The sequence below is a fragment of the Bradyrhizobium centrosematis genome (genome assembly GCF_045571495.1).
Classification (GTDB): Bacteria; Pseudomonadota; Alphaproteobacteria; order Rhizobiales; family Xanthobacteraceae; genus Bradyrhizobium; species Bradyrhizobium centrosematis.
Window position 1 is genome coordinate 4,469,731 of sequence record NZ_CP120703.1, and the last position, 24,102, is coordinate 4,493,832.

Below are 24,102 nucleotides of genomic sequence, written 5' to 3' on the forward strand. Positions count from 1 at the left end.
CGGTTGGGAGGTTCAAACTGCCTATGCGTCAGCGTGGCAGGAACTCGGTCACTGGAGCTGACTTAGGCGCGGCCGGCAGCACAATTGAGCGAACTGAAGTTTGAACCCGACCCGCTTGGGGCAGACCAATCAGAGATTAGTCTCGCCTCGGAGGCGGCCCTGCGATGACCAGCGACCCGACGACGACCGACACTTTCCGCAAGATCGCAGCGCGGCTGACCATGTTTCGCCCGCAGATCGATCTGACGCAATATTTCGCCGGTCCCAACCCGGATGTCCGCCTTTATGACGAAAAGCCCTACATCAGGCATCAGCTCGAGCAGTACGGCGTTGCGGCCGCAACGAACACGCTCGATGGCGTTACCTTCCTGCCGACGAACTGGAGCGACCTGATCAAGAAGCTCCGCATCGCCAAGACACCCGACGGATTCGACGCGTTCGCCGAGGGGCAGAGCCCGGAGAAATCATCGCATTGGGCCCTCGATCTGTCGATGGCTGCGACGATCGGCAAGGGTTTTCGCGAGATCTGGCGTCCGAAGCTGTCCGACAGGCCACTCTCAACGCGGGACCTGCCGGGCCGGCACGGCTTCGGGCTTGGACTCGATCGCGGGCAGTGGAGCGACGCCTACAGCTCACAATTCGGCAAGGACCCGCAGCCGCAAGACATTACCTCGCTGCATTTCGCAGTCGCGCCCGATCGGGTCAACGTCCACATCGACGAAACGGGCTTCGTATTCGAGGGCGCAGACGGCGCCCTGACGGTCGGGCCGAACTTCGCGCACCACGCTGGCAACGAACTATTCTGGAAGAGCAACCCACATCTGCCACGTTGGGCGGCCGAACATATCGACCTCATCCTGCCGAACAGTGCGAACGACTTTTCTCGCTTGGGCATTTCGGTCGACATGTACCAGCGCAAGGACTTGCGCGTTACGGTCACAGGCTCCTGCGGAATTTTCGGCGGATTCGAGTGCTCGGGAACGGTGAGCATCAGTGGGACGCACGATTTGCTCGGCTCGAAGCCCAAGGGCGCCCGCTGAAGTAGACCGCTTTGCGGACGGCCGTCAGCAGTCCGACGGACGCTCCGCACCCGCTGGATAAGCCGACTTAGCGCCGCCGTGCTACCTTACGCGCCCAATTACCCGCTGACGGTCGCGGATCGACCGCCTTGCGCCGAGTGTCCAAGAACACGCGTCCCCACGGCCCACTCATAAGCGAGCGCGCCGCTGAAGACGCCGAGCGCTCCACTGACACCGATGAGAATGGTGGTGAACAAGACGCCGCTGAATTCCAGCACGGAGTAGAGACTTGCCTGCCCGTGAAGGCGCTTACATGGTCGCCGATCAGCATCGGCGATGTCGCGTTGCTGAAAGAGTCCGAAGTGCCGATTTGCGGATCTTGCTTCGTCAACGCTTCATCCCAAACGTGGGTACCCGGGACCGGCACGATTAGCATGGCAAGCTTGGTAACCTCATCCGGCCATTGCGCCGCGTAAGCATAGGCGATCATCACGCCGATATCTCGTCCCACGAGATCAACGGTTCTGGTGCCCAGTTCGTGTGCGAGTACATACCATAACGCCGCCACTGGCGGCAATCGCGCGCGCCCATTCGAAGCTGTGAATGCGCGCCAGCAACGAGGCTAATGCCGCGGAATCGCTGCGCACGCGGAAATCATTGTCCGACATCACGCAGTCCTGAAGTCTCGAGTTTCCACAAACTCGCCACGCGATCGGAACACATTGGCGAACGGTTTGTTTCACCCGCACCGGTTCCGCACGAATCGTCCGATAGCGACCTGTCGGACATCGATGAAACGCAGTGGGGCACTCGCCGTTTCGTCTTGAGGCAATCCTGACGCCAATATCGAGGCGATATTGGCAACCGCACCGGACCGTGAGGCGGCAGAGGCCGGGGGAAAGGAGACGCGCAGGATGACAAAGATCATCGAGACGGTGCGGGTCCCCAAGCAAGCCGACGCGCTGTGGCAGCAGATCGGCGGGTTCGGCTCCGTGGGTCAATGGCATCCGGTGCTCGCGAGGCTCGACAGCGAAGGCGAACACGAAGGCTGTCGGCGCACTGCCGAGGCGAAGGACGGAAGCCAGCAGACTGAGCGGCTCCTCGAGATGGATGTCCGCCGGCACTTCTATCGGTACCACATTGAGTCCACCAAAATGCCGATTCGTGACTACGTTGCTGAATTCAGGATCAAGAATAACGGAGATAAGACCAGCACCGTCGTCTGGTCGGCGGAATTCGAACCGACGGCGGACAGCGCAGAAACCGTCGGGATTGTCAGAGGCTTTCTCAGGGCCGGACTCGACAACATCGGCACACTCACCGCAAGGAATTAACAGCATGTCCAACGCGCCTTGCACAATCGTCGATGTCGTCGCCGATGGCTTGGTTCGGCACGGAGTGGAGTTCATCCTGAGCCAGAGCGTGCCGACCGCGCTGGTGCTCGCATGCGAAGACCGCGGCATCCGCAACATCACCTATCGCCAGGAGAATATGGGCGGAGCAATGGCCGATGGCTTTGCACGCGTTTCCGGCCGCGTGCCTGTCATGATCTGCCAGAACGGCCCCGCGGCAGCGCTCGCGGTGGCGCCATTCGCCGAGGCAACGAAAGCGGGCACCCGATCGTTGCGATCATGCAGGAGGTGGATCGCTCCCACATCGGCAGGAATGCCTTTCAGGAATATGACCACAAGGCGCTGTTCGCCCCTGTGACCAAGTGGTTTCATCTTTTGGAGAGCGCCGACAACATTGACGATCATCTCGACCGCGCTTTCATTGCTGCTGCCAGCGGCAGGCCCGGTCCCGCGGTGTTGATGCTGCCGGCCGATCTGCACAGGGCGCCTGCCGGAAAATCAGGACATCGGAAAGTACAGCTCGGCGCCTGGCCAATCGATCGGCCACGTCCTGATGATGCGGCGATTGACGCGGCAGTGCGGCTTTTCGATCAAGCCAAGCTCCCGGTCGTTATTGCGGGCGGAGGCGTGCACGGATCGGGCGCGTGCGAGGCGTTGCTCCGCTTCGCCGAGAAGGCCGCCACGCCGGTCGCAACGACCAACATGGGCAAAGGCGCCATCCCGGAGACGCACCCGCTCGCCATGGGCGTGATCGGAAATCTCACCGGCCCAGGCGCGCTCGGCCGCCAGACCAAGCCGATCGTGCAGGATGCCGATCTCGTGCTGCTGGTCGGCAACCGGACCAACGAGGACGGCACCGACCGGTGGTCACTGATCCCTGACAACGCCCAACTGATCCATATCGATATCGATCCGCAGGAAATCGGACGCAATTATGAGGCGGTGCGCCTTCTTGGCGATGCGCGTGCAACGCTCGATGCGCTGACGGATGCATTAGGCGGCAACAACCGGGATCGGGGCGAGATCGAACATCGCGTCGCCGAGATGTGGGCGACGTTCGAGCGGGAACGCGCACAATTGATCTCTGATGCCGAGCCGCTCCGCGCGGAGCGTGTCCTGACGCCAATCCAGAAGCGCCTGGGGCGGGATACAATCATCGCGGCTGATACCAGCTACTCGTCAAGCTGGGTCGCGGGACAGCTTCGCACTCGGTATGCGACGACGCGCGTAATCTCGCCGCGGGGACTTGCCGGTCTGGGCTGGGGGCTACCGCTGGCACTCGGCGCCAAGCTAGCGCGCCCTGGCGCAGAGGTCATCGTCGTGGTTGGCGATGGCGGGTTCGCGCATGCTTGGGCCGAATTGGAAACTGCGGTGCGGTGCGGCATCAAGCTGACGGTAGTGGTTCTCAACAATGGTGTCCTCGGCTATCAAAAAGATGCCGAGACAGCAAAATTCGGCCGCTACACGAGTTCAGGACATCTCTGTCGTGTCGACCATGCGGCGATTGCGCGTGCCTGCGGCGGATATGGCGAGACATTGAAACATGCAGGGGACCTCGACGCCGCTTTCGATCGCGCAGCCAACACCGCCGCGGTAGCGCTCATCGACGTGCTGACCGACCCCGGCAGCCATCCCCCGATCTCGCTTTATGACGGAACGCTCGACCATCTGGAGAATGGACGGGTTGTCCAAGAACCCGTGCCGTAGCCAGACCGGAAGGACGCAGCATGTCCCAACACGCCCTGCACGCTTGCCGCACGACTGAGCTGGAAGTTGTCTACGAACTGTCGGGACCGGCGGACGGCCGCCCGCTCGTCCTTGTCCATGGCTGGCCTGACGATGTCCGCTGCTGGGACAAGGTGATCGAAAAGCTCGGCGATCGACATTTCCGGATCTACATGCCCTATCTGCGCGGCTCCGGTCCAACGAGGTTCTTGCGTACGTCGACAATGCGCAGTGGTTCGATTGCGGCGCTCGTGCTCGATCTATCGCAATTCCTGGGTGCCCTCGACCTCAACGGCGTCGTGCTCGGAGGTTACGATTGGGGCGCACGCGCGGCCTACGGCGTGGCCGCGCTATCGCCGCAGCGGCTGGTCGGTATTGTTGCGGCAGCGGCGGGCTATGCCACCGCGATTCCGGCGAGTCAGATGCCCTACGAGCTGGCGCGCACTTATTGGTACGAGTGGTATGTCAACACGGCGCACGGCGTGAAAGCCTACCGCGAGGATCGCAAGCGGCTCTGCCGGTACCTCTGGGAAAGCTGGTCACCGGCATGGCCAGACCGAGACGCCGAGTTCGAAGCGACCACCGCTTCCCTCGACAATGCCGACTGGCCCGACGTCAGCATTCATGCGTATCGGCAACGCTGGCACGATGCCAAAGGCGCTCCGGAGCACGACGAGGTCGAGCGCCGTCTGGCGGAGTCGCCCGTGATCGGCGTGCCGACGATCATGCTGCAGGGCGCCGACGATCGGGACAACTTGCCACTCACCTCGGAGCACAAGGAACGCTACTTCAGCGGCGGTTACGAGCGACGCCTTCTTCCTGGCATCGGTCACTTCGTGCCACGCGAAGCACCGCAAGCGTTCGCTGACGCGATCCTGGAAATCTCGAGCTAACCCAGCGGCCAGATTGCGTCTCGATTGGCCAAATCTATCGGCGGCCATCGCGCACCGCTTGCATAATCAAGACTGACGCAGCTCGCACCGGCACAAGCTCCAGACGCCGTCGGAAGCACCCAGATGTCGCTGCGCTACATCCGGGCTATGCTTGCCGATCCGCCGTTGCGCAAGACGATCTCAATCAAGACGCCTTGGTCGGCTCGGACATTGCTATCCGGTTCTTGACGCTAGGACGCTGCTGCATCCCCGCATACCATGCCAAAAGAGCCTCGCACTCCACCGGCACCGGCACGCTCACGAGTCCCGCGAAGATCAAGCCGCCTATGAGGGTGATATCGGCCATCGTGAACGCCTCGCCGGCGACGAACGACTGTTCTTTCAGAATGCCGTCAAAATAGTGCATCCCCCTTAGTGCCTTGTCGCGCTGGCGGAATCCCCATTCGGGGTTCTGATAGATCTCGACATGAGGCCCAAGACCCGGCGTGGCGTGGTGGAAATAGACACTGATGGCATCGAGCACTTCCAGTTCGGCGCGCTTGCTCATCATGTGAATCACCCCCTTTTCGCGCGGGGTCCTGCCGGTCAGCGTCGGCGCGCCATCGAGCGCATCAAGGTACTCGGTAATTGCCGTGCACTCGCCAATGAAGGTCCCGTCGTCGAGTTCGAGTACCGGCAGGGTGCCGGAGTAGTTCTTGGCGAGGAATTCGGGCTTCTTGTGCTCGCCCTTGTAGAGATCGACCAATACGAACTGCACGCGCGACGCCAAGTTCTTTTCGGCCAAGGCGATGCGAACGCGGGCCGGATATGGACCAGTTGGCCAATCGTAAATCTTCATCACGACTCCTATTTTGTCTACCTGTCACTTGGTAGGCCCGATATGAAGACTTTCAATTCGGCTGGTCAAGCCCTACCTGTCACTTGGTAGATAACGAAGCGGTGAGGCGACGAAATGAGTTCAAGCGCTCGGGAGGCCATCTTGGCGGCAGCAAAGCGGACCGCGCAGGCGCACGGCTATGGCGGCCTGAACTTCCGCGATCTCGCGGACGAAGTCGGGATCAAGGCCGCCAGCATCTACCACCATTTCCCAAGCAAGGCCGATCTCGGCGTGGCAGTCGCACGCCGCTACTGGGAAGACACCTCCGCCCAACTCGAGGCGATGCTCGCAGAAACCGCCGATCCTGTCCGCTGCCTGCGTCGATATCCCGATGTATTCCGCAAAGCGCTCGAGAGCGACAATCGCATGTGCCTCTGCAGCTTCATGTCCGCGGAAGTCGAGGACCTCCCGGGCGCAGTCAAGAAGGAGGTCCAGACATTTGCCGACGTCAACGTGGCGTGGCTGAGCAAGCTGTTGGTGGCTGCGGGCCTGGTCAGTTCGAGAAAGAGCGAACAGCGGGCCCGCGCCATTTTCGCCGCCATCGCCGGCGCGCAGCTCATCGCCAGAAGCCGCTCCGATATTTCGCTCTACGACTCGACGATCGACAACTATCGCGCCGTGGGTCTTCTGCCAGCATAGATGGTCCCAACATCAGACCGCAGTGAGGCGGCGACGCCCTACCCCCACTCTATGATTCAGGAAGACGTTTTCTCGTTGATTAAAGCACAAATCCTCAGAGCTGACGGTCTAATGCCGACGGTATACCCGACACAAATTTCGGTCGACGAACATGACGTACATTAAGCCGATACAGACTCCTCTTGGGCTTTGGCCGACTGTCCGACGATACCGTCAGCGGTCATTGGCCCACACCCGTTGATAGTCTGGTTTGCCATTTGTCGGTATCCAGTCTGACTGATCCGGACGTTCGGTGACGCGTCGAGCGACCGCGTCGATCTTTGCGCGCGCCTGCGGTCGGAGCATCAGAAACTTTAACTTCGGGACAAAAGCGCATCGCTGATCTTCTCGGCCGCCATGATCACGGGGATGTTGGTGTTGGCGGTCGGCAACCGGGGCATGATCGAGGCGTCTGCCACGAAGATATTTTCACTACCGATCACCAATCCTTTCGGATCGACCACCGCCAAGCGGTCGGCGGGATCGCCCATGCGGCATGTCCCCACGGGGTGCCAGACGCCGAACACGCTCTGCCGCACGAAGTCTTCGAGGGCACGATCGTCCGCCAAGGTCGCCCGGAAGGCGGTGCCGTTGAGAAGCACCAGCCGGATCAGGAGTTGCCGGAGGACCGCGGGCACGTCGAGCATTGGACCGAGGATCGAAGCAACGATGCGGTTGGCCGTGCTGTACCGGCTTAAACGCTTCATCCGCGGAGAATAGGACGCCGGGAAGAAATCACCCCCCTCCGGATTGAGCGCGGGATGGACGACAAGCTTCGCGAGCAACCGAACGGACGCGATCATGCGCTCGAGATCGCGCGGGTCGGACAGCAGGTTGAGATCGGCCACCGGATAGGTTCTGGGATCAGGCACCGCCAGGGTGAGCGAGCCGCTCGAATACGGCCGATTGCACCAGAGGAAATAAAGGCCGAGCCGCTTGCCCAGCGCGTGCCAGCCGCCGCGCGCCGAGGCCGTGATGTACATGTCGGAAGCATCGCAGCCTGGATGCCCTGAAGAGAAGCGCATCGCCGCAAAGTTTGGGCGCCGCTGGGCAAGCGGCAGCCGCATCTGCCTCGGCAGATATTGGCAGAACGTCAACGCGGGATGGTCGCGCAAATTGCGGCCGACCCCGGGCAGATCGATCGCCACGGGAATGCCCAGAGTTTGTAGCGCCGCACCGGGGCCGATGCCCGCCCGCATCAGGATCGCCGGCGATTGCAGCGCGCCTGCCGTGAGGATGACGCGGCCGGCACCGACGGTGAGCCTTTCGCCGCCGCGTGCGACCATCACATCCGTTGCACGGCGACCGTCAAGCTGAAGTTGCTCGACGCCGCTGTCGGCCCAGATGGTCAGGTTCGGCCGCGCCCGCGTTGCCGCATCGAGGTAACCGGTGGCCGTGGAGACACGCCGGTCATTGCGGTTCGAAAACGCCGGCGGAAAAATGCCGTCCTCGAACTCGCCGTTCTGGTCCTTTCGGAACGGCAGGCCCGTTGCGGACCACGCCTCGCCGACGGCATGGCCGAACGGCGGCATCGCTTCGCGCGCGATGCGGCGGATTGGGATTGGGCCATGCTTGCCGTGCAGCGGTCCGTCGAAATCGAGATCGGTCTCGAGCTTCAGGAAATACGGCAGCACGTCCGCCCAACCCCAGCCCCGCGCGCCGAGATCGCGCCATTCGTCATAGTCCCGCGGCAGGCCGCGATTGGCCGATTGCACATTGATGCTGGAGCCGCCGCCCATCACCCGCCCCTGCTCGTAGGCGCGGACGACCGGTCTGCCCTCGGCGTTGCGGCCGGCCGCCGCCGACAGACCCGGCCAGATGTATTTGTCGCCGAAGAACAGCGTCATCGGATAGCTGTCGAGGATCTCCGGCGGCGTTGCCTCAGGCGGCGTATCCATCCCGGCTTCGACAAGAAGCACGCGACGCGTTCTATCTACGGACAACCGGTTGGCGAGCACACAGCCCGCCGACCCGCCGCCGACGATCACGTCGTCGAAATGCAGCTCATCCATTCCCGTCTCGTTGTGCAATTCGGTGGACCGGCGCGGCCGCAAGGGCCGCGCCGGTTGAGCCTAGCGGAAGTCGCCCTTGGTCTCGGGAATCACGATCGCACCGATCAGGTAGATCACGAACACGCCGACCGCGAAGGAGGCCAGCGACATCGGGATTTCCGCCGGGCTGCCGCTCGCCAGCGAGACGAAGGTCGGCATCATGCCGCCGAGTGCGAAGCCGATGTTCCAGGACAGACCAGTGCCGCTCGCGCGCAGCGCGGTCGGAAAACGCTCGTTAAGGAAGATCAGCACCGGTGCGTAGCCCGCATTGCCGATGAAGGCGATAGCGAGTGCAAGAAGCGTGATCTGCGTCGTGTCCTTGGTAGCCGCAAGGTTGAGATAGCACAGCGGCAACAGCACCGCCGCCAGCACGCCGATCAGAAGGAAGGTCTTCTTGCGGCCGATGCGATCGCTGAGCGCGCCGACCAGCACGGCCGAGAAGAATGCCGACACGCTCGCACCCATCAGGATCAGCGACGAGGTCTGGTTCGGGACCGCGTTGATGACCTTCAGGAAACTCGGCAGATAGCCGGAGGTCAAATAATAGCCCGCGCCACCGCCAAAGGTGATGAGCAGGTTGACCAGGAGCACGCCGCGATATTGGCCGGAGAACACGTCCTTGACGGGCGCCTTCGAGACCTTTGCCTGCTTGTTGCCCTGCTGGCGCTTGAGCTCCTTGAAGTAAGGCGACTCCTCGAGGTTGCGGAAGATGAACCAGCCGAGCAGCGAGCTCAGCAGGCCCGAGAAGAACATGAAGCGCCAGCCCCACACGGCAAAAGCATCGCCGGGGAAGACCGAGGACGTGATCAGGAAGATGAAGGATGCAAGCAGCGCGCCGATGCCGGCACCGCCACCGCCGACCAGGCCGGACATTGCACCACGCCATTGCGGCGGAACCGATTCGGTGCCGATCGTGTGCGTGGACGCCACGACGCCGCCGACAAAGATGCCCTGCACCAGGCGGAGGATCAGGAATATGATCGGCGCAATGACGCCGACTTGGGCGATGGTCGGCAGCAGACCGAACGCCGCCGTGCTGAGGCCGACACCGACAATGGCGACCAGCATGGCCTGCTTGCGGCCGTGCACGTCGGCAAAATGGCCGAACACTGCGGAACCCAGCGGCCGCATCAAGAGCGTGACGGCGAACGAGCCGTAGACCGCGGCCAGCGACAGCGCCGCATTGCTCGACGGAAAGAACAGTGCGCCGACGACCGGCGCCACGTAGAGCAGAATGAACAAATCGAACAGATCCAGCGCCCATCCGAGCACCGAGGCGATGATCGCGTTGACCATCTGCTTGCTATCGGCCGACGCTTCTGCACCTGCGACCGGCATATCCATCTCAGCCATGTTGTTTTACCTCCCCCGTTTGAGTAGCGCCGCGGCCCGTGTCCTTGCGAACCGCGGCAGTGCGTTGCGTCGCGTCTCAGCGGCCGACGAATTTCGGCGGACGCTTGGCGTTGAAGGCCTCGACACCCTCCTTGAAGTCTTCCGACTGGCGCAGGCGGCTGTAGCAATGGCCTTCCAGCTCAATGGCGATGGCGAGCGTCGAATCCTCGGTGTCGTTGAGGAGCTTCTTGGCGGTACGCTGCGCCAGCGGCGAGAAGGTGCGGAGCTCGTCGACCAGCCTGTCGGTCGCCTTCTCCAGCTCGGCATCCGGCACGCATTCGGTGGCGATGCCCCATTCGTAGGCCTGCTTGGCCGAGATGCGCTTGGACCGCATCACGATGTCCTTGGTGCGGGTGATGCCGACCATCTTCTGCAGGCGCGCCGAACCGCCCGAGCCCGGGATCTGGCCGAGCTTCTGCTCCGGCAGCGCGTACTGCGTCGTCTCCGACGCGATGCGGAAGTCGCAGGCGAGCGACAGCTCGAAGCCAACGCCGAAGCAATAGCCGCGATTGGCGACGATCACGGGCTTGGCGCAGCGCGCGGGCGCGGCGATGTTCCAGGCGAGCTTGGAGACATGCTCGGGGCTCGCCTCCATGAAGCCGCCGATATTGCCGCCGCTGGAGAAATGCTCGCCCTCGCCGCGCAGCACGATCACGCGCACGCGCGGATCCTCGTCCAGCGTCTCGAAGGTCAGCCGCAGCTGGTCGCGCTGCGGCATCGCCACGACGTTGTAGGGCGGCCTCCCTAAGATGATGTCGGCGCGCTCATGCGCCTCGTCGATCTCGACCTTGAACCCGTCGAGCTTGGCGAGACGGGGATCGGCGAATGTATAGGGTGACGGCATCTGTACTTCCTTCTGTTTATGGGCGATTTTTCAGGCCGCGTCCGACGGCGGCAGGCGCTCGGCCTCGTATTCTCCGGCGACGAGCAATCGCCGCAGCAGTTTGCCGACCGGTGATTTCGGGATCGCGTCGACGAAGACGTAGCGGCGTGGCCGCTTGAAATTCGCAAGCCCAGAGCTCCGGCAGAACTGCTCCAGCTCTGCCTCGGACACCGCGCGGTTGCGCTTGACAAACGCAGCGACGACCTTGCCCCACTTCTCGTCGGCAACGCCGACCACCGCGACCTCGTCCACGGCAGGATGCAGCGACAGGCAGCTCTCGATCTCGACCGGCGAGACGTTCTCGCCGCCGGTGATGATCATGTCGTCGACACGGCCGGTGACGAAGAGATCGCCGTCCGGATCGACGTAGCCGGTGTCGCCGGTGAAATACCAACCCTCGCGCAGCGATTTGGCGTCGGCTTCAGGGCGCCGCCAATAGCCTTCGAAGGCCTCGTCGCCGGCGAGCGTCGCAATGATCTCGCCCTCCTCGCCGACCGCGGCAAGCTCCGTGACCGACTTTGCACCGATGCGCACGACCTTGACGTGCTGGTTCAGCCCGGCCTTTCCGGCCGATCCCGGCTTTGCCGACGCGTTCTGGTCGATCGTAAAGGTGTAGATCTCGGAGCTGCCGTAGTGGTTAACGAACAATTCCAGCCTGAAGGCCTCGTTCAGCTTCTTCAGCAGGCCATCGGTCATCGACGCGCCCGCGAAGCCGAGCTTGCGCACACTGGAGACGTCGGTCCGGGCAAAGGCCTCATGGTGAACGAGGTCGTGATAGAGCGTCGGCACCAGATAGAGGTTGGTGATCTCTTCCTGCTCGATCAACGCGAGCGCCTGACGGCTGTCATAGCGCGGCAGGCAGATGAAGGTGCCACCGATCAGCGACATCGCCAGCAGCGAGCGAACGCCCATCGTGTGATAGAGCGGCATCACGCCGAGCGTGCGTTCACCGCGGCCATAGAGATTTTGCGCGACATGGGCGATCGCCGCGGCGCGCTCGGCGCGATGCCGCCGCGGTACGCCCTTCGGCCGCGAGGTCGTGCCCGAGGTATAGAGCATGATCGACCAGGCATCGGCGCCGACGCGCGGCTCAGCGTCCGGCGCGGTCTCCTTGATCAGCGTGTCAAAGCAGGTCGCATCGCCCGTTGCGGGATCGACGGAGACGCGCAGCAGCTTGCCTGATAGCGCCGAGCCCTGCACCGCCTCGGCGGAGATGTCCTGGTAGAACACCGCGCAGGCCTCGGCATTCTCGATGCAGTAATCGAGCTCGTCGGCCTTGGCGCGCCAGTTGATTGGCGTGATCACCAGCCCTGCGAACTGGCAGGCCCAGTGCAGCGTCGCGGCCTCCCAGCGGTTCTGCAGCAGCGTGACGACGTGATCGCCGGGCTTGAGGCCGAGGCGGTCGAACGACGCTGCAAGACCAGAAATCTTGTCGTACCATTGCCGGTAGGTCAGGCGGAGATCGCCGTCAACCAGCGCGATTTTCTGAGGATCGCGCGCGGCGCTGGCTATGAAGCTGCTGGCGAGATCAAGCATCGGACGGCTCTTTGTTGGATGAAGCAAGCTCGGCGGCGGCCTCTAAGGCCGCCTGGACGATCGGGGTGTAGCCGGTGCAACGGCAGATATGCCCGCTGAGGAGATCGCGGATCTCCGCCTCGGTCGGCGCCGAGTTCTTCGCGAGATAGTGGTCGAGCGACATCAGGATGCCGGCGGTGCAGAAGCCGCACTGGAGGGCGTGGTTGCGGCGGAAGGCCTGCTGCAGCACACCCAGCCGGTCGGCCGACGGCGCGAGCCCTTCGACCGTTTTCAGCTCGCAGCCGTCGATCTGCGCTGCGAGCGTCAGGCAAGAGCGCGTCAGCATGCCGTCGACGACAATAGTGCAAGCGCCGCAGACGCCATGCTCGCAGCCGACATGGGTGCCGGTGGCACCCAGCTGATGCCGCAGGAAATCGGAGAGCAGCATGCGCGGTTCAGCCTCGCCCTCGACAGGCTTGCCGTTGAGCGAGAAGCGGACGGCATAGCGCTGATCGGCCTTGAGGCGGGTCATTGCAGCACCTCGCCGATGAGATCGCGGCCAATCATGCGGACGAGGTCGCGGCGATAGCGGGCGGTGGCATGGACGTCGTCGCGGGCCCCAAGCTCGTAGGCGAACGAATTGAGAGCATCGTCGAGCGCACTTCCCTCCAGCGGCGGCCAGTCGCGCGCGGTCGGAACGTCCGCGACGCCGCCGACGGCGAGCCGCACGCCCCCCTGCGTCTTCATCGCGGCGCAGGCGACGATGGCGAAATCGCCGTGACGGCGCGCGATCTCGCGGAAGGCGACACGAGCCCCCTTAACCACCGGCAGCGAGATGCCCTCGATCAGCTCGTCATCGGCACGCGCGGTCAGCATCATGCCGGCGAAGAAGTCTCCTGCCGCCACGCGGCGACGACGCCTGGCGTTGCGCAAAAGCACCTCGCCGCCCAGCGCGAGCAGCGCCAGCGGCAGCTCGGCGCTGGGATCGGCATGCGCGAGCGAGCCGCAAATGGTGCCGCGGCTGCGGGTTTGCACGTGCCCGACCCAGGGCAGCGCCAGCGATACCAGCGGCAGTGCTTCGGCCAGGTCGGGCCAAGCCAGCAGATCGGCCTGGCGCACGCCGGCACCGATGGCGACGCAATCGTCCTTGCGCTCGATCTGCTGCAGTTCCCTGATGCGCATGATGTCGATCAAGAGCTTCGGCTTGGCGAGCCGCATGTTCAGCATCGCCATCAGCGACTGCCCGCCGGCGAGCACGCGGGCATCGCCACCCTGCTGAGCCAGTGCATCGAGTACTTCACTGATGCTCCCGGCGCGGAGATAGTCGAATGCGGGCGGCTTCATCGACGCCCCCCGAATAGACTCGCGGCCTTCGCCAGCAGCGCGAACAGCGAGAAGCCGCCACCATCCGCCCCACCGCCGCCCGCCTTGCGGGCGAGCGCAGTGAAGAACTGGCCGATGATCACGCGCGTCGCGCCATCGAGCAGGCGGCCGCCGATGCTGGCGACCTTGCCGCCGATGGCGGCTTCGTAGCTGTAGGTCAGCTTGGTCCTGCCATTGCCGTCGGGCGCCAGCGTGATGCGGCCCTCGGCGTTGCCGAAACCCAGCGCGCCGGTAGCGCCACCGCGCAAGGTGACCGCACGCGGTGGATCGAGATCGAACAGCTCGACGTCGGCGCGATAACGGCCGGTGACGGGGCCGATGCCGAGCGTGACATCGGCGCGGAAATGCGTCTCGGTGACCCTGTCGACGCGCTGGCAGCCGGGGATAACGGATTGCAGCGTGGCGGGATCAAGCAGCATGGCCCAGACCTGCTCCGGCGCGCCCTTCACCGACGCCGCTCCCTCGCCGCGCAGCCGGCGGTCGCCCTCGCGCCCTGGCGCCGCGTTCGCGCCGCCTGCGGGCGGCGGCGGTTCGGCGCCGCGCATCAGCTCGGCCAGCCGCGCAGGCACCAGCGGCAAAGTGACATGGGCTATGCCGAGCGCATCCGCCACCGCGTTGGCGAGGCACACCGGCGTCGACATGCAATTGCCCTCGCCCACGCCCTTCGCGCCGAGCGGCGTGAACGGAGATGGCGTCTCCATGTGGAAGATTTCGGGCTCCGGCACCTCTGTCGCGGTCGGCAGCAGATAGTCGGCAAGCGTTCCCGTCAGGAAGCTGCCGTCTTCGGCGTAGGCGTATTCTTCGAGCAGCGCGGCGCCGAGCGCCTGGGCGAAGCCGCCGCGGATCTGGCCGTTGACCATGCCTGGATGCAGGATGGTGCCGCAGTCATGCATGGTGACGTAGCGGTCGATCCGCGTCTCCAGCGTGACGCGGTCGACCTCCACGCCGCAGAAGTCGAAGATGAAGCCATGGCAGAGCGAAGAATTGATTCGGTCGTCCTCGTCCGGCGGCGTCAGCTCCGGCGGCGTCCAGAACACCGTCTCGCGGATGGTCTGGCCGGCATCGTCAGGTAGCGAGCCCGGTGACCAGTGGCTGAGGGCTGCGACGCGCGAGAACGCGATCCGGTTCTCCGGATTGTGCTTCGAGGCGACAAAGCCTTTCGCGAAGACGATGTCCGCGGCATCGACATTGAGCTGGCTGGCGGCGATGCGGGCGAGCCGGCCGGCGACGCGCTCGGCCGCGATCTTCGCGGTGCCTGCCACCGCCGCCGCAAAGCGGCTGGCGTAATTCCCTGAAGCGATCGACCAGGCATCCTTGGCGGTGTCGATCTCCGTGTTGACGCGGATGTCTTTCGGCTGGAGACCAAAGACGTCGGCAACGACCTGCGACAGCACGGTGCGATGGCCCTGCCCCTGCGGCACGGATGCGACATGGACGGTGACGCTGCCAACGGGATCGAGGCCGACCGTCGCTGTTGCCTGCGCGCCATTCTTCGGACCCGCCTTGCGGCGCTCGGCCGCTGTCAGAACGGTCGTGATGTAACCCATGTTAGAGACGCTGGGCTCGACGACCGCGGTAAAGCCGATGCCGTAGAGCCGCCCCTGCGCCCGCGCCGCGTCACGCTTTGCCTTCAGCTCGGCAAGCCTGCCCTGCTCCACCGCGCGCGCGACGGCTTCCTGATAGTTGCCGGAGTCGAGCAGCGCGCCGGTCGCCGTGCGATAGGGAAAGGCGTCGGCATCGATGAGATTGCGCTTGATGACATCCAGCGGATCGAGGCCGAGGCCGATCGCGATCCGCTGCACCAGGCGCTCCAGTGCGAAATAGACCTGCGGGCCGCCAAAGCCGCGGTTGAGGCCTGTCGGCGTCTTGTTGGTGACGACGACGCGGTTGCGGATTCTGACATGGCGGATGTCGTAGGCGCCGGTCAGATTGCCATGCATACGATAGAGCGTCGCCGGCTCGGGCGCACGCAAGTGCGCGCCGCAATCCTCGACCTGGTCCCAGTCCAGCGCGAGGATCTTTCCGTCGCTTGCGACTGCCGCCGCCAGCGTCGTCGCGCGGTTGGTCGCCGACACCGAGGCGGTGAGATGCTCAAGCCGGTCCTCGATCCATTTGACCGGTCGGCCCGTGATGCGCGCCGCCGCGGCGATCAGCACGATATAGGGAAACACGCCCTGCTTGACGCCGAAGCTGCCGCCGGAATCCGGCGGCGTGCGCAGCCGCAACCGGTTGCCGGGCACTTTCAGCGCCCGCGCGATCACGGTGTGGATGCTGAAAGGGCCCTGGAAATTGGCGAGCACCTCATAGGCGTCTTCGCCCGTGTCATGCGAGGCGACGACGCCATAGGTCTCGATCGGCGTGCAGGAATTGCGGGGATAGCGGATGTCGATGGAGAACCGGTGCGACGCATCCGCGAAGGCCTTTTCCGGCTCGCCATAACGGAAGGAGCGATCGCTGGCGAGATTGCCGGGAAAGCCGTCGTGCAGCACCGGCGCCCCCGGGGCGATCGCGCCGAGCGGATCGACCACTGCGCCGCGCGGGCGATATTCGACGTTGACGAGCTCGGCCGCGTCCTCGGCGCGGGCGCGGTCGGTCGCCACGATCACGGCAACGGGCTCACCGACATAGCGCACACGGTCGATCGCGATGGGCCAGCATTCGACCGGCGCCTTCACGCCGACGACGAGGCTGGTGGTGACGGCCCTGACGTCGCTGCCGGTCAGAACCGCAGCAACGCCCGGCAGACGCTTTGCGGCGTCAGTATCGATGGAGAGAATATCGGCATGAGCATGCGGCGAGCGCAGGATGGTCGCATGCAGCGTGCCGGGCGCAACGCCGAGATCGTCGATGAAGCGTCCGCGGCCGGTGAGCAGCGCGGCATCCTCCACGCGCTCGATCGAACGCCCGACCCACGGTTCATCACCGCTCCCCGGATTTGCGGATTCGACCGCCTGCAACATGTCCCGGCATACCTCCCGACGCGCTCTTTGACGCGACGGTGACAGATGTCAGGACAGAGGGCGCGCGGGCCATACCGCCCGCTCTCACCACTTACCAAATCGTCTCATTCGAGACTGTGCAGCGCAAAATCCGCTTACGGGACTCAACCCGCAAGACGCGAAACATTGCGAAACTCGCGCGGGCTGACGCCGGCATGATCGCGGAAGAAGCGCGTGAAATGCGCCGGCTCCGGAAAGCCGAAGCGCTCGCTGAGCTCGCCGAGCGGCGTGTCCTCGCGCATGACAGCCTCGAGCGCGCGCTCCATGCGGACAACGTTGAGATAGAGCTTCGGCGAGACGCCGAGCGAGGTCTCGAACAGGCGGAAGAACTGCGCGCGCGAGAGACCTGCGCCCTTCACGAACTGGTCGACATTGGAATAGGAATCGTGGACGCGCATCGCGTCCATGGCGCGGCGGATGCGCCAGTCGCAGCCGACGGCGCTGATGCCGCGGATCGAGGTCGGAAAGCTGCGCCACGGCGTGAAGCGCTCGATCACCGCGATCATCAGGTCAGACAGCGTCTGCTCATGGGTGCGCACCGCATCCGGATTCGCCATCATTTCAGCGGCCAGATGCAGCGTGAGCTGGCGGATGCGCGGGGACACCTCGCCCGAGGGACGCTCGAAAAAGCCCGGCGCGCCGCTCGCAGCCCAACCGGGTCGAAACGCCTTCAGCCATTCCGGCTCGATATAGAGGGCCATGATCAGCGTGCGCGGCCGATTGACGTCATGCACATAGGCATGCGGCTTCCAGCCGTCGACCAGCACGGCGGCGGTGTCGGTGAGCGGCGTGACCTGGTCGCCGACCAGGAACTGCGTGTCGGCGCCCTCGACCTTGAGCAGGACGTGGCAGTGATGATGGGCATGACGGACCAGCGAACGGTCCATGTCGAGCAGCGCGACCCTGCCGAAAGCGCCGTGAGCGATGCGCAGGGCCGTCGACATCAGTTCGTTCCTCCCGGCAGCATTGCGCTGCAACACGATTGGTTCATTGGCGCGGCACTATAAGCAGCACCCGCTTCATATTCCAACCGCGCAAACCGACGCAAGCTGCTCGGAGGCGACAATCGGCTCATGCCCGCGCCTCCGCAAGCAACCGCGCGACCGCGGCGCTGGCGTCGACCTGCAGCGCGGTGGCGAGATCGACATCCTCCTCGCCCTTGACGCGGATGCGCTTGAAGGCGAGCTCGGGCGCGGTGACCGGTGCGGTCGCATCCAGGCCCATCTTGGCGCTGATGCCGTTGTCGGTGGTCGGATCAAGCTTCGAGCCGAGCGCACCTGAGACGACCATGAGATCGCGATCAGCCTGGAAGCGCGTCGCCACAGCCCATTCGATCTCGTCCGACGAGGAGATGTCGACGTCCTTGTCCACGACGACTACCTGCTTGATGTCGTAATGCGCGCCGAAGGCACACATCATGATGTTCTTGGGCTCGCCGTCATTGGCCTTGTCGATCTTGATCGCGAGATGATAGCGGCAGGTGCCGCCGCGCGTCAGGCGAAGGTCGAGCACGTTGGGGAAGCTGCGGCGCAGATGCTGGAGCAGCGTCGCCTCGCGCGGAACGCCGCCGAGGATCAGGTGCTCGAAGCCGCCGCCGACGATGGTGTGGAAGATCGGCTTCTTGCGATGCGTGATCGCGTCGACCTCGATCACCTCGCGATTGGCGCGCGGCCCGTAATATTGGGGGAATTCGCCGAACGGCCCCTCCGGCTCGCGCACGTCTTGCAGAATGCGCCCCTCGATCACGATCTCCGCATGCGCGGGAACGCGAACCGAGTTGGTCCGGCACTTCACGACATTGACGGGCGCGCCTAACAGCGCACCGGCAATCGCCATCTCGTCCTCGTCCAGTGCCGCGATTGCCTGCGAGGCCAGCATCAAGGCCGGATGCGCGCCAATCACGATCGCGACCTCCAGCGCCTGGCCCAGCTGCTCGGCGAGGCGATAATAGGAGAAAGTGTGCCGCGGCAGCAGCAGCACGCCGATGCGGTTCTTGCCGGAGATCTGGCAACGATGGATCGAGACGTTCTGCACGCCCGTCTTGGGATTTCGCGCGATCAGCAGCCCGGCAGTGATATAAGGGCCGCTGTCGCGCTCATTGTGCTTGGGAACCGGAAGCTGGCGGACCAGGTCGACATCCCTATGCACGATCTCGTGCACCGGTCCGCTCGAGATCTCGTGCGTCGGCAACGGATGGCTGGCGGCCGCCAGGAAACGCGGCAGCAACTGGTCCTCGGTCACACCGATGGACTCGGCCACCCAGTCGCGCCCGGCAAAGAGATTGGCGACCACGGGGATTTCGTGCCCGTCGGGGCGCGGAAACAGCACGGCGCTGTCGCGCTCCAGCCGCTTGGCAATGGCGGCGAGCTCGTCCGCCAGCGCAACGCCCTCGCGCGCGACCGCGAGCTTGCCGCGCTCGGCAAGATAAGCGAGCCAGGCGCGCAGATCGGCGGGCGCGTTCCTCGCAGCATTGTCCATTCGCATACGGGTCTTTCCTCAAGGTCTCAAGTCAAGGCGCGATCTTGCGCAGCGTCGGCGAGCGGCGCTTGAGCGCATCGTCCTCGCCCCAGCGGCGCACTACGCCGATGTCGATATCGAACAGGTCGAGCACCCGGCCGACGGTGTGCTCGACCATGTCTTCGAGATTTTCCGGCTTGGCGTAGAAGGCCGGCACGGGCGGCGCGATGATCGCGCCCATCTCCGACAGCGCCGTCATGGTCCTGAGGTGCCCGGTGTGCAGCGGGGTCTCGCGCACCATCAGCACCAGGCGGCGGCGCTCCTTCAGTACGACGTCGGCGGCACGGGTCAGCAATGTCGTGGTCACGCCCGAGGCAATCTCGGACATCGAGCGCATCGAGCACGGCGCCACGATCATCCCGGCAGTGCGGAACGAGCCACTGGAGATAGCGGAAGCCATGTCGTCGCTGGCATGGCAGACATTGGCGAGCGCCCTCACCTCTGCGACCTTCAAATCGGTCTCGTAGGCAAAGGTCAGCTCGGCGGTCTTCGACATCACCAAATGCGTCTCGACGCCGGCATTGCGCAGCAACTGCAGCAAGCGCACGCCATAGGTGACGCCGGAGGCGCCGGAAATACCGATGATCATCCGCTTGGGCGTGACGTCCTGCATATGCCTGGTTTCGCTCCCTGCACGCGCCCCTGAGGTTCGCGGTCCGCGACAAGACTAGGCGGTCGCATCCATCATCACAAATAATGATTGATTATATAGACGATCACTTGCGATGATCTCCGGCGAGGAAAATCAGCGACCGAAGGAACAGGCCCGTGGAACTCAGGCAGATGCAATATTTCTTGTGCCTCGCCGAGGAGAAGAACGTCACAAGGGCCGCACGCCAGCTCAACATCGTGCAGCCGGCGCTGAGCATGCAGATCGCCAAGCTCGAGGCCGAGCTCGGCCAGAAACTGTTCGACCGCAGCGTCCAGGGCATGACGCTGACCAGCGCCGGCGAGGCGCTGGTGCGGCTGACGGCGCCGATCGTGCGCGACGCCGAATATGCGCGGCAGGAGATGGCACAGCTCGGCGGGCGCATTTCGGGCCGCGTCTCGGTCGGCCTCATCACCTCGGTGGCGCAAAGCACGATGGCGAGGTCGTCGGCGACCGTCGCCAGCCGCTATCCCGAGATCACGCTCTCGGTCTGCGAGGGCTATACCGAGACGCTGGTCGACTGGGTCAACACCGGCCAGCTCGATTTCGCGTTGATCAACGTGCCGCGCCGCAAGACGCCGCTGTCGGCGCATCACGTCATGGACGAGGAGATGGTGTTCGCCTGCCGGAAGGACGGGCCGATCCGACCGCCTGCCAAACTGCGTTTCGACCAGATCGCCAAGATCGACCTGGTGCTGCCCTCCAAGCGGCACGGCCTGCGGCTGATCCTCGACGAGCACGCCGCCGCAATCGGCATCGACCTGCGTCCTAGGCTCGAGCTCGACACCCTGCCCGCGCTCTGCGACGTCATCGCGACTACCGATTTCGCGACCGTGCTGCCGACCATCGCTCTCCGGCAATCGCTCGCAAGCGGCTGCATCCGGGCGCATCGCTTCGACGAGCAGCGGATCGTCCGCTCGATCGCCTGGGTGCATCATCCACGGCGCGCCGTGTCGGTTGCGGCCAAGGCGGTGCTCGACGTCGTCAGCCATGATCTCGAGCAGGCCGCTGCCGTGGCGAGAGAGTTCGTGGAGCCCTCCTCTGGCGGCGCAACTTCATCGCCTCGCAAATCGCGCAGGAGATCGCCGCGGCCGAAAGCGAACTCCTGAATGCATAAGTTCTGCGCGGGCAAGATGTCGCGCCCATCGCAGAATGAGACGGGTTGGTAAGTATTGAGACGCGCGGGCATGACGATCGCGGCGGGCTGCTGGTTACGGTCCAGGCGCAGAAACGCGGCCTTGCTTCATCCCGACTCTTGTCCCGGACGATCCCAGGGCTCGCATCAAGAAACAGTTGGGAGCTTTGGTCCGAGATGGGACGGTTCGGTCGCACCAAGAACACGGACACCACAGCGCGGCACGTTGATGGCCGTCATCCTGATCGCCGGTCGCTGCTCGCACTCGGCGTCGGCGCCCTGCTCGCGGCCGCGAGGATGCGGGCTGCGAACGCGCAAGACTATCCCGCTCGTCCAGTCCAGGTGCTCGTGCCCTTTGCCGGCGGTAGCGCCAGCGACGTCGTCACGCGCATACTGCTCAACCGTATGTCCACATCGCTCGGGCAGGCCTTCGTGGTGGACAACCGCCCCGGCGCCGGCGGCAATATCGGCACTGCCGCGGCGGCTCATGCATCGCCTGACGGTTACACCTTGCTGATGAGCACCTCCGGTCCGCTGGCCGCGAACAAGTCGCTCTACAAGGACCTCCCCTACGATCCGCTGAAGGATCTCGCCCCAATCGGCCTGTTCGCGACGCTGCCGAATGTCATCGTGATCAACTCAAAACTGCCGCCGAAATCGTTGGCCGAGCTGATCGACTACGCCAAGGCGCATCCGCGCGAGCTGAACTACGGGACGGTCGGTGTCGGCTCCTCGCAGCACCTTGCAGCCGCCTACTTCGAGCAGCTCACCGGCGCCGAACTGACGCACGTGCCCTACCGCAATATCGCCGCCTACACGCCGGACTTTATCGCTGGACAGGTCCCGCTCGGCTTCCAGCTCCTGCCGAACGTCCTCGGTCTGATCAAAAGCGGAGACGCGCGTCCGCTCGCGGTCGCCAACGACAAACGCATGACGGCACTGGCGGATGTGCCGACCGCGGCGGAAGCCGGCCTTAATAATTACGAGAGCGCGGCCTGGCTCGCGCTGCTTGCGCCGGCCAATACCGAGAAAGCCGTCGTCGAAAAGCTATATAAGGCGATGGTCGAAGCCGTGAACGATCCGAAAGTGCGCGCCCTCTTCGTCGAGCAGGGCGCCGAGCCGCTGGTGATGGACCCGCAAGGCCTGAAGGACTTTATGGCCTCGGAAGCCACGAAATGGGCGAGGATCATCAAGAAGATTGGCATCGAGCCTATGTGACTCCGAGGCTTCGCCTCTCATGACTTTGGCTGTTCTGCACGCTACAATGCGCAACAATACTCTGCCCGCGGAAGCACGCGGAATTCACGCACCGATCGGGGTTAAGTGGGGGCAACGCTCGAATCTGAGAGGAAGTGAGAACCTCCCCACCAAACCACGCCAAATTGCGCGACAACCGCCGCCCATACTATTCCCACTCAATCGTCCCCGGCGGCTTGCTCGTCACGTCGTACACCACCCTATTCACGCCCTTCACCTCGTTGATGATGCGCGTGGCGGTCTCGCCCAAAAACTTCATGTCGAACTGGTAGAAGTCGGCGGTCATGCCATCGGTAGAGGTGACGGCGCGCAGGCCGACCACGTAATCGTAGGTACGGCCGTCGCCCATGACGCCGACGGTCTTCACCGGGAGCAGCACGGCAAAAGCCTGCCAGATCTCGTCGTAGAGGCCTGCTTTCCGGATCTGGTCGATGTAGACGGCATCCGCCTTGCGCAGGATGTCGAGCTTATCCCTGGTGATCTCGCCGGGGCAGCGGATGGCAAGGCCCGGCCCCGGGAACGGGTGGCGGCCGACGAAGATTTCGGGCAGGCCGAGCTCGCGGCCGAGCTTGCGCACCTCGTCCTTGAACAGCTCGCGCAAGGGTTCGACGAGCTTCATGTTCATGCGCTCGGGAAGGCCGCCGACATTGTGGTGCGACTTGATCGTGACCGAGGGACCGCCGGTGAAGGAGACGCTCTCGATCACGTCAGGATAGAGAGTGCCCTGCGCGAGGAAGTCCGCGCCGCCGATCTTCTTGGCTTCGGCCTCGAACACCTCGATGAAGAGGCGGCCGATGGTCTTGCGCTTCGCTTCGGGGTCGGTGACGCCTTCGAGTTCGCCGAGGAATTGCTTGGAGGCATCCACGTGCACGAGCGGGATGTTGTAGTGGTGGCGGAACAGGTCGACGACCTGCTCGGCCTCGTTGAGACGCATCAGGCCGTGATCGACGAAGACGCAGGTGAGCTGGTCGCCGATGGCTTCGTGGATCAGCACGGCCGCGACGGCTGAATCGACGCCGCCGGAGAGGCCGCAGATCACCCTGCCCTTGCCGACCTGCTGGCGGATCTTTGCGATCTCCTCTTCGCGGAAGGCGCGCATGGTCCAGTCGCCGGTGAGGCCGGCAATCTTGCGCACGAAGTTGCGGATGAGTTTCGCGCCGTCGGGCGTGTGCACCACTTCGGGGTGGAACATCAGGCCGTAATATTTGCGCTTCTCGTCCTGGATGATCGCGAACGGCGCGTTCGGCGAGGTGCCGGCGACGGAGAAGCCGGGCGGCATCTTGGTGATGCGGTCGCCATGGCTCATCCAGACCTGGTTCTTGCTACCTGACGACCAGACGTCCTCGAACAGCTTACTGTCGGCCTTGACCTCGACATCGGCGCGGCCGAACTCGCGGTGATGACCGCCCTCGACCTCGCCCCCTAACTGAGCCGCCATGGTCATCTGGCCGTAGCAGATGCCCATCACCGGCACGCCGGAGGCGAAGATCAATTGCGGGGCGCGGGGCGAGCCCGCTTCGTGCACCGACTCGGGGCCGCCGGAGAGGATCACCGCCTTCGGCTTCATCTCCTTGAAGGCCTCTTCGGCCTTGTTGAACGGGACGATCTCGCAATAGACGCCGTCCTCGCGCACGCGACGCGCGATCAGCTGCGTCACCTGGCTGCCGAAGTCGACGATGAGAATCTTGTCGTGCGCCGAGGCCACCGAGGGCGTCGACGCGGAGCGGTCGTTCTGTGCTGCTGTCATGGCCAGCAGATACGCTGGCCGCGCTCGCGC

General features: G+C 64.3%; 18 protein-coding genes and 1 pseudogene. 7 read left to right on the forward strand and 12 right to left on the reverse strand.

Annotated features, from left to right (window positions below):
• Nucleotides 1–164: 164 nt before the first annotated feature.
• The 4 genes and pseudogenes from P6U31_RS21610 (at nucleotide 165) to P6U31_RS21625 (ending at nucleotide 4,989) form a co-directional block, all read left to right on the forward strand.
• The gene (locus tag P6U31_RS21610) at nucleotides 165–1,040 is read left to right on the forward strand and encodes a hypothetical protein (protein ID WP_407183707.1); all 876 of its coding nucleotides are present in this window, start codon (nucleotides 165–167) and stop codon (nucleotides 1,038–1,040) included.
• 893 nt (nucleotides 1,041–1,933) lie between these two features.
• Nucleotides 1,934–2,353, forward strand: a complete 420-nt coding sequence (locus P6U31_RS21615) for an SRPBCC family protein (RefSeq protein WP_407183708.1) — start codon at nucleotides 1,934–1,936, stop codon at nucleotides 2,351–2,353.
• Nucleotides 2,354–2,357: 4 nt separating this feature from the next.
• Nucleotides 2,358–4,078 (forward strand): annotated as a pseudogene (locus P6U31_RS21620) (acetolactate synthase catalytic subunit).
• A gap of 20 nt (nucleotides 4,079–4,098) precedes the next feature.
• Nucleotides 4,099–4,989: an alpha/beta fold hydrolase gene (locus P6U31_RS21625; RefSeq protein WP_407183709.1), complete on the forward strand. Its 891-nt coding sequence runs from the start codon at nucleotides 4,099–4,101 to the stop codon at nucleotides 4,987–4,989.
• A 184-nt stretch (nucleotides 4,990–5,173) separates the two neighbouring features.
• On the opposite strand, the gene P6U31_RS21630 is transcribed toward P6U31_RS21625, so the two are convergent.
• The gene (locus P6U31_RS21630) at nucleotides 5,174–5,827 is read right to left on the reverse strand and encodes a glutathione S-transferase (RefSeq protein WP_407183710.1); all 654 of its coding nucleotides are present in this window, start codon (nucleotides 5,825–5,827) and stop codon (nucleotides 5,174–5,176) included.
• A 114-nt stretch (nucleotides 5,828–5,941) separates the two neighbouring features.
• Here P6U31_RS21630 and P6U31_RS21635 point away from each other — a divergent pair, with 114 nt between their 5' ends.
• Nucleotides 5,942–6,505: a TetR/AcrR family transcriptional regulator gene (locus P6U31_RS21635; protein ID WP_407183711.1), complete on the forward strand. Its 564-nt coding sequence runs from the start codon at nucleotides 5,942–5,944 to the stop codon at nucleotides 6,503–6,505.
• Nucleotides 6,506–6,858: 353 nt separating this feature from the next.
• Here P6U31_RS21635 and P6U31_RS21640 read toward each other — a convergent pair whose 3' ends face one another.
• The 10 genes from P6U31_RS21640 to P6U31_RS21685 form a co-directional block, all read right to left on the reverse strand.
• A complete protein-coding gene (locus P6U31_RS21640) occupies nucleotides 6,859–8,556 on the reverse strand; it encodes a GMC family oxidoreductase (protein WP_407183712.1) in 1,698 nt (565 codons plus the stop codon).
• 60 nt (nucleotides 8,557–8,616) lie between these two features.
• Nucleotides 8,617–9,948: an MFS transporter gene (locus tag P6U31_RS21645; RefSeq protein ID WP_407183713.1), complete on the reverse strand. Its 1,332-nt coding sequence runs from the start codon at nucleotides 9,946–9,948 to the stop codon at nucleotides 8,617–8,619.
• 76 nt (nucleotides 9,949–10,024) lie between these two features.
• Nucleotides 10,025–10,831 carry an enoyl-CoA hydratase/isomerase family protein gene (locus tag P6U31_RS21650; protein WP_407183715.1) on the reverse strand — a complete coding sequence of 269 codons (807 nt, stop codon included), beginning with the start codon at nucleotides 10,829–10,831 and terminating at the stop codon, nucleotides 10,025–10,027.
• Nucleotides 10,832–10,861: 30 nt separating this feature from the next.
• A complete protein-coding gene (locus P6U31_RS21655) occupies nucleotides 10,862–12,406 on the reverse strand; it encodes an AMP-binding protein (RefSeq protein ID WP_407183716.1) in 1,545 nt (514 codons plus the stop codon).
• On the reverse strand, nucleotides 12,399–12,917 hold the full coding sequence (locus P6U31_RS21660; protein WP_407183718.1) for a (2Fe-2S)-binding protein: 519 nt from the start codon (nucleotides 12,915–12,917) through the stop codon (nucleotides 12,399–12,401). The genes P6U31_RS21655 and P6U31_RS21660 overlap by 8 nt, the downstream gene beginning before the upstream one ends.
• Complete coding sequence (locus tag P6U31_RS21665) at nucleotides 12,914–13,729, reverse strand: FAD binding domain-containing protein (RefSeq protein ID WP_407183719.1); 816 nt, start codon at nucleotides 13,727–13,729, stop codon at nucleotides 12,914–12,916. Before P6U31_RS21665 ends, P6U31_RS21660 begins: the two co-directional genes overlap by 4 nt.
• Nucleotides 13,726–16,728 carry a xanthine dehydrogenase family protein molybdopterin-binding subunit gene (locus tag P6U31_RS21670; RefSeq protein WP_407183720.1) on the reverse strand — a complete coding sequence of 1,001 codons (3,003 nt, stop codon included), beginning with the start codon at nucleotides 16,726–16,728 and terminating at the stop codon, nucleotides 13,726–13,728. The genes P6U31_RS21665 and P6U31_RS21670 overlap by 4 nt, the downstream gene beginning before the upstream one ends.
• A 143-nt stretch (nucleotides 16,729–16,871) precedes the next feature.
• Complete coding sequence (locus P6U31_RS21675) at nucleotides 16,872–17,711, reverse strand: helix-turn-helix transcriptional regulator (protein ID WP_407183721.1); 840 nt, start codon at nucleotides 17,709–17,711, stop codon at nucleotides 16,872–16,874.
• Between the two features lie 127 nt (nucleotides 17,712–17,838).
• Nucleotides 17,839–19,251: a UbiD family decarboxylase gene (locus P6U31_RS21680; protein ID WP_407183722.1), complete on the reverse strand. Its 1,413-nt coding sequence runs from the start codon at nucleotides 19,249–19,251 to the stop codon at nucleotides 17,839–17,841.
• Between the two features lie 25 nt (nucleotides 19,252–19,276).
• Nucleotides 19,277–19,897 (reverse strand): UbiX family flavin prenyltransferase, encoded by a 621-nt coding sequence (locus P6U31_RS21685; RefSeq protein WP_407183723.1) that lies wholly within the window; start codon nucleotides 19,895–19,897, stop codon nucleotides 19,277–19,279.
• A gap of 170 nt (nucleotides 19,898–20,067) precedes the next feature.
• Between P6U31_RS21685 and P6U31_RS21690 the strand changes: the two genes are divergently transcribed.
• Nucleotides 20,068–21,042 (forward strand): LysR family transcriptional regulator, encoded by a 975-nt coding sequence (locus P6U31_RS21690; RefSeq protein WP_407189909.1) that lies wholly within the window; start codon nucleotides 20,068–20,070, stop codon nucleotides 21,040–21,042.
• 203 nt (nucleotides 21,043–21,245) lie between these two features.
• A complete protein-coding gene (locus tag P6U31_RS21695) occupies nucleotides 21,246–22,286 on the forward strand; it encodes a Bug family tripartite tricarboxylate transporter substrate binding protein (protein WP_407183724.1) in 1,041 nt (346 codons plus the stop codon).
• Nucleotides 22,287–22,473: 187 nt separating this feature from the next.
• Here P6U31_RS21695 and guaA read toward each other — a convergent pair whose 3' ends face one another.
• Complete coding sequence (gene guaA, locus P6U31_RS21700) at nucleotides 22,474–24,072, reverse strand: glutamine-hydrolyzing GMP synthase (RefSeq protein ID WP_407183726.1); 1,599 nt, start codon at nucleotides 24,070–24,072, stop codon at nucleotides 22,474–22,476.
• Nucleotides 24,073–24,102 lie beyond the last annotated feature (30 nt).

Coding starts and splice junctions, on each gene's coding strand:
- P6U31_RS21610 (WP_407183707.1), top strand. CDS start 165: ATGACCAGCGACCCGACGACGACCGACACTTTCCGCAAGATCGCAGCG.
- P6U31_RS21615 (WP_407183708.1), top strand. CDS start 1,934: ATGACAAAGATCATCGAGACGGTGCGGGTCCCCAAGCAAGCCGACGCG.
- P6U31_RS21625 (WP_407183709.1), top strand. CDS start 4,099: ATGTCCCAACACGCCCTGCACGCTTGCCGCACGACTGAGCTGGAAGTT.
- P6U31_RS21630 (WP_407183710.1), bottom strand. CDS start 5,827: ATGAAGATTTACGATTGGCCAACTGGTCCATATCCGGCCCGCGTTCGC.
- P6U31_RS21635 (WP_407183711.1), top strand. CDS start 5,942: ATGAGTTCAAGCGCTCGGGAGGCCATCTTGGCGGCAGCAAAGCGGACC.
- P6U31_RS21640 (WP_407183712.1), bottom strand. CDS start 8,556: ATGGATGAGCTGCATTTCGACGACGTGATCGTCGGCGGCGGGTCGGCG.
- P6U31_RS21645 (WP_407183713.1), bottom strand. CDS start 9,948: ATGGCTGAGATGGATATGCCGGTCGCAGGTGCAGAAGCGTCGGCCGAT.
- P6U31_RS21650 (WP_407183715.1), bottom strand. CDS start 10,831: ATGCCGTCACCCTATACATTCGCCGATCCCCGTCTCGCCAAGCTCGAC.
- P6U31_RS21655 (WP_407183716.1), bottom strand. CDS start 12,406: ATGCTTGATCTCGCCAGCAGCTTCATAGCCAGCGCCGCGCGCGATCCT.
- P6U31_RS21660 (WP_407183718.1), bottom strand. CDS start 12,917: ATGACCCGCCTCAAGGCCGATCAGCGCTATGCCGTCCGCTTCTCGCTC.
- P6U31_RS21665 (WP_407183719.1), bottom strand. CDS start 13,729: ATGAAGCCGCCCGCATTCGACTATCTCCGCGCCGGGAGCATCAGTGAA.
- P6U31_RS21670 (WP_407183720.1), bottom strand. CDS start 16,728: ATGTTGCAGGCGGTCGAATCCGCAAATCCGGGGAGCGGTGATGAACCG.
- P6U31_RS21675 (WP_407183721.1), bottom strand. CDS start 17,711: ATGTCGACGGCCCTGCGCATCGCTCACGGCGCTTTCGGCAGGGTCGCG.
- P6U31_RS21680 (WP_407183722.1), bottom strand. CDS start 19,251: ATGCGAATGGACAATGCTGCGAGGAACGCGCCCGCCGATCTGCGCGCC.
- P6U31_RS21685 (WP_407183723.1), bottom strand. CDS start 19,897: ATGCAGGACGTCACGCCCAAGCGGATGATCATCGGTATTTCCGGCGCC.
- P6U31_RS21690 (WP_407189909.1), top strand. CDS start 20,068: ATGCAATATTTCTTGTGCCTCGCCGAGGAGAAGAACGTCACAAGGGCC.
- P6U31_RS21695 (WP_407183724.1), top strand. CDS start 21,246: ATGGGACGGTTCGGTCGCACCAAGAACACGGACACCACAGCGCGGCAC.
- guaA (WP_407183726.1), bottom strand. CDS start 24,072: ATGACAGCAGCACAGAACGACCGCTCCGCGTCGACGCCCTCGGTGGCC.